6 protein-coding genes are annotated in these 5,238 nt (G+C 37.3%); 1 reads left to right on the top strand and 5 read right to left on the bottom strand.

Annotated elements, in window-relative coordinates; genetic code table 11:
- Positions 1-84: 84 nt before the first annotated feature.
- The 3 genes from Q0274_RS09470 to Q0274_RS09460 form a co-directional block, all read right to left on the bottom strand.
- Positions 85-669: a hypothetical protein gene (locus Q0274_RS09470; RefSeq protein ID WP_298029220.1), complete on the bottom strand. Its 585-nt coding sequence runs from the start codon at positions 667-669 to the stop codon at positions 85-87.
- Between the two features lie 254 nt (positions 670-923).
- A complete protein-coding gene (locus Q0274_RS09465) occupies positions 924-3,104 on the bottom strand; it encodes an STT3 domain-containing protein (RefSeq protein ID WP_298029218.1) in 2,181 nt (726 codons plus the stop codon).
- Between the two features lie 530 nt (positions 3,105-3,634).
- Complete coding sequence (locus Q0274_RS09460) at positions 3,635-4,009, bottom strand: hypothetical protein (RefSeq protein WP_298029216.1); 375 nt, start codon at positions 4,007-4,009, stop codon at positions 3,635-3,637.
- A gap of 126 nt (positions 4,010-4,135) precedes the next feature.
- Between Q0274_RS09460 and Q0274_RS09455 the strand changes: the two genes are divergently transcribed.
- Positions 4,136-4,312, top strand: a complete 177-nt coding sequence (locus tag Q0274_RS09455; RefSeq protein WP_298029215.1) for a hypothetical protein — start codon at positions 4,136-4,138, stop codon at positions 4,310-4,312.
- A gap of 29 nt (positions 4,313-4,341) precedes the next feature.
- Here Q0274_RS09455 and Q0274_RS09450 read toward each other — a convergent pair whose 3' ends face one another.
- Entirely contained in the window at positions 4,342-5,124 is a 783-nt protein-coding gene (locus Q0274_RS09450; RefSeq protein WP_298029213.1) for a hypothetical protein, read from the bottom strand.
- Positions 5,125-5,126: 2 nt separating this feature from the next.
- Positions 5,127-5,238, bottom strand: a 112-nt coding sequence (locus tag Q0274_RS09445; RefSeq protein ID WP_298029222.1) for a hypothetical protein, incomplete at its 5' end; no start/stop codon positions are given.

Here is a 5,238-nt window from a genome sequence, read left to right as displayed (position 1 = left end):
AAACTAGCCTTACCCGACACTCCGCAAAACCACTGAACATCAAGGCTCTATGAAAGCAGTGCAATGCCTCAAATATGAAAATTCTTAGAATTTATAATTATATCCTGCGTAAACGCCGTATTTTTTACCGTCGTTATCTTCGATATAATCGCCGTCTTTGTACCACGCCTTGCTTGCTTTAAAGCCCATTTCAATCTCGCTATTGGAGCCAAACTCATACGCGGTACCTATCTTGCCGCCCAAAATGAAGCCGCCCAGCGTATCGTCCGCTCTAACCCAGCCGCCATTGCTATAGTCTATTTTAACTTCAGTATCTAAAACCGAAAGCCCAGCGTAAGCGCCTAGGATAAGCTTAAATCTACCGAAAAGCTCCGGCGTAAAATCCGCACCGGCTACGAAATCGTGCGTGCTCCATTTAACCTTTCTTTTCGAATTGGCATTCGAGCTGGAATCCTCGCCCTTAAATCCGTAAAAATCCCCGCCGTAGGCCCTAAACGTGCCGAAGTCATATCCGGCCTTAACGCCGATTTGCGGCTGTCCGTCATCAAAACCTGCAGCTTGGTTTTTGAAATTGTATCCGCCTTCGCCGCCTATGAAAAGCCCCTCCGCCATCGCGCTTACTGCAGCTAAAGAGCCAAGAAGCGCCACTTTTGCAACTAAATTTCTCATATCTACTCCTTTTGGTGAAATTTTATCTCAATGATAGCGACACGCTTCGAAACCTAGGCTAAATTTAAAGTAAATACATAACATTTACGATTTTTAGTGACAAAATTTTAAAGTATTTTTGTAATTTATTTATAGCCAGTATAAATTCTAAATCTCAGCATATAATTTACATTATAATTTTATCGCTTAGTAACATACGCTTTGTAAAAATATAGCGCAATAAGAATTTACGCGGTATTCCTCTGAATATAAATTTATCTTAATAGCTTGTAAATCCGCGCAGAATTACTTAAATAAACGGGCTCAAACAGATCTTTATCATAGTTTTCCAGCACAAAAAGTTGGATGAAGGCTGACTCAAAGACCTTTTTATCTAAGATTAAAATTCTTTGGTAATCCGGTAAAAATATCACGTAAAGATTGGAATTTTTATCTACTTGTTTGGATAATTTGACGAGTTTGCCGTTTACTTCGCCCACTTGATAATATGAATTAATAGGCATTCTTTTACCGTCATAGATTAGGTATTCAGGATCGACGCTAGGCAGCGTGCATTCATCATTTATTATGATGCTCTCTCCATCTTTACCAATTCTAATATCATAACCCACATGAATAAATGGCGTCCAAGACTCTTTACCTGTTTCTATATCTACAGTAGAAAATTTTAAAATATTGGGCAATATATCTATCATGTGCGGTACAAAATAATAATATATATCCCTAGTTTTCCGTGGAAGCTTGAAATTCTTATCACTCAAAGAACTTAGGAATTTATTGATATCGGCTTCGCCATAATCTTTTTGAATTTGATATAGATTTAGTTTAAATTTATCTTCCAGTTTAGGATCAAATTTTTTACCTTGCGACTTTTGTATATATTCGACATTAAGCCTTGCCATATTAGCAGAGCTTACCTCATCTTTATTAAAGGAAAACGCACTCATAAAAGTGTATTCTCCTGCCTGTCTACCTCCGGGATCAGCTACTACTTTTACATCGGAGTAATATCTGATTAAATATCCGTAATCCCACCACGATAGCACGTAATCTTCTCTGCTGGCTTTATTTTTTAGCTCTGCAAGAGGCATTATGGAGTCTTTCGTAAGCGTAGGCGCAACTCGGAATTTATAAATAAAATCTATGCTAGGCATTAGCGCCAAACAGGTTAAAATAGCCAACAAAGTACTTCTAAGCCAAGTGCGTATTCCAAAGTAATTCAGCGTGAAATATATAAAATAAGCAAATCCAAGCGCTATCATCGGTGTAGCGTACATTGTAAAGCGAGTTCCGCCGAAAAGTGCTAAAACTCCAAGTGCTATCATCGGCAAGGTTAATATAAACGAACGGAATTTTATCGGCAGTAGAGCCAGCCCTCCTACGGCGCATATAAATATAAATAGATGCCCACTAGATTCAAGCACAAATTTCATGAAATTAGCGTTTTCTACCTCATTAACCGTATTCCTAACGCCATAGAAGTAGAAAATTTCCTCTTTGCTTACATCTTTTAAGATGTAAGCTTTAAGCTGCACTGCTATGGGCGTAAGTCCGCCGAATATGACGAACATAATTACGGCGATCGTACCCAAAATCCAAAGAGCTTTTTTGCTTTTATGGCTTGGAATTTTAATCATTAAAAAATATAAAAACGCAATTAGTGCAATCTTAAGCAATAAAATATAATTTACAATTATTGTCTCGCCTTCGTAATACGCGCCAAAATTTATAACTGCAACGACCATAAGAATAATCGCTTTATAATTTTCCTCATTGCGTCTATTAAAAATCAAAGTATAGATTAAAAATATCACTATAATCGCCATATTTAAAGAATACGAGCTAGGATACCACCAATCATAAATCACCGTAAAAACGGCAGGCAAAGCAAAGCTACTCTGCTCGCCTCGCCCTATGAGCCTAATCAAAGCCCATAGCGTTAGCAGCGGCAGAGTAACATTTAACATATCGCTATCGAAATATCCGCCTAATGTCCTCATATAATATCCTGGCAATATGGTGGCAAGCAGCGCCGCGATAATGCCGGCGCCCAGGATCTTATACTCTCTTGCTATCAAAATAATCGGCACAACCACCAGCGGCGCTAAAAACACGCTCATATAGATCGTAATGCTATTTAGGCTGACGGGTAAAATTTTGCTAAGTAAAAATGCTAGAGTTGGGATCGACGCGCCGTACGGGCTAAGATCGCCCGGCTGGTGAAAGCCCGCTATCATATCGCGCGCGCCCTCGGCGTTCGCAAAGGCGTCGTTTGTGGTCATGATGAGCTCGCCATCGAAAGAAAACTGCTCGATCCCGCTAGCCCAATATATCCAAAAAAACCTGCATGCCACGCCAAATATATAAACCAGCGTCATGATCAGAAAAATATCCATACGTGAGCATTCACCGTTTGTAATTCTAAATTTTTGCATCTTTTTCCTTGATTTGCCGTTTGAAGTACCGAGCGGCAGGGTTAAAATTTGCCTCTACAAATTTTACTTGCTTTATCGCACTCACGCTACGTTTTTAACGGCATTATTTAATTTGCGTTTATTATAGCAGAATTTATCGATATTAAAGCGAAATTTTAAAAACAACCCAAGTCAAGCCATTTAGAATTTAAATTTGTGATATGCAATTTTGGCGACCAACAAAAAATACGACATGTAAAGATAGAGATTAAGATGTAAACTAAATATCCAATATAAGGCAGATACAAAACAACACTAAGCCAATAAACATGCGTATATCTAGCATATTATAAATTCCATCTTCTGGGTGCGGAATGAACAAATATAGGACAATAAACATAACGAACGCTTTTAAAAAAATATATAATAACGTTTTATTCATAGGCATATATTTAGCGATCTATGCTATGGCTAAATAGCAGAAACAACCGGTCGTTGCAAGAAACTTACGCCGAGCCGGTGGATTTTTGTGGTTTAGACGAAATTCTCGCCTAATACGCGTCGCACATAAATTTACAGACGGTTTTCGTGCGCAGATTGAGCATGATCGAGCTTAGGCATCTGCCGTCCTTGTTGCCGCTTAGTAGGCGCACAGCATCGCCCTCTTTCCACTGCGTGCTGTCGCCCTCGATCGTCCTGTAATGCGCGCCATTAATGATGAGCGAATCGCCATCTTTTAGCGTTTTATCGATCTTTAGATCGCTTGCAAGCGGGCTTAGATCGCCTTTTAGGGCATTTGCGATTAGTTTTTCTTCGGCCTGTTCATGCGTCTTCATCGAGCTTTTAGCAAAGTTCGGCATCTGCAAAGTCTCGGTCTGAGCCGAAGCAAACACGGCCAGCAGGCAAGCAGCGTAAATTAGTTTCATATTTTCTCCTCGGTTTTTTCAAAATTGCGGCGATTATAGCAAAGTTTACTTAAAAATTTCGGTCTAAATTTAGCTAGAGTTTAAATTTAAGAAACCGCTCGTCTGTTTAAAACAGAGCCGGACTCGATGGCAAATTATAAAATTTCGCCGCGATTTAAAATTTACTTATTAAAATACGCCGCGAGCGCGCTTAGCCAAACAAACAGTGCTATTATCCAAGACATCACTCGCGGCGTACCCACAGAAAACGCCGCAAACATCGCACAAGAAAGTAATAATAATTTTTACAAAGCTCTTTCATAGTCTTAATGGCATAAAGATTACACAGAATTCTATTCCTCAAATTTTCTTATCTTTATTACTATTTCGTCATTATCTTGACTTGCAGATGAAATTACGCCATTTTCATGTAATATTATACGCTCTTCCTCTTTTGCATCAGGATAATTTTTCATTAATTGATAATCACCATAAAAGGCTATATATTTTATAGTTTTTGATACAAGTGGGTTGCTGGAAATACTATAAATAATAACACTGCTAGAAACAGAATGTGCAATTGATGCAATTAAAAATATCCCTACTATTCTACAAAAGTGTATTAGTTGTAATTTATATTTATGTTTAAATTTAGCCAAATTAGAGCTTACCATATCTATTATCATGCCAACAATCATCGCCAAAAAAGCCATTACTATTAAAAAAATACAAGATAAGTAAATAGCTATAGGTATATAAAAAATAGAAGTTAAAATTTTTAAAGTAAAATCAAAATCCCTTACGGGCAAATATATTGTTTCAGCAATTAAATTTCTAGATATAAATTCTGCCAAAAAATAAGTTGGAACATTTAGTAAAACTAAGAAAACTTTCACTAAGTTTACAACCCATTTCCTTTTCAATAAACTAAAACACCAGACCAAAACTCCTGCGCATAATAATAATATACCAATTGAGAATAAAATAACAATAAATATATTATTTTGTATTTTAAACATTAATCCTGAAACGGATATTATAGGAATACCAAAAAAATAAAATTTAGCTTCAAGACTTTCAAGCTTAGGCTTTAAACGATTTAATATTTTATTTATAATTTCTTGGATAAATCCCATGCTCACACCTCATACCTCTCGCCTGGCTTCATTTCGATTATCTCCCACGGCAATCCCTGCTTATTTAGCTCGTCCATAAAAGGCTTGGCGTCGAAATTTTCCATATTAAAGACG

The organism is uncultured Campylobacter sp., assembly GCF_937973075.1.
GTDB lineage: Bacteria > Campylobacterota > Campylobacteria > Campylobacterales > Campylobacteraceae > Campylobacter_B.
Note: the sequence above shows the minus strand (reverse complement) of the source record. Positions and strands in the feature narration are given on the sequence as shown.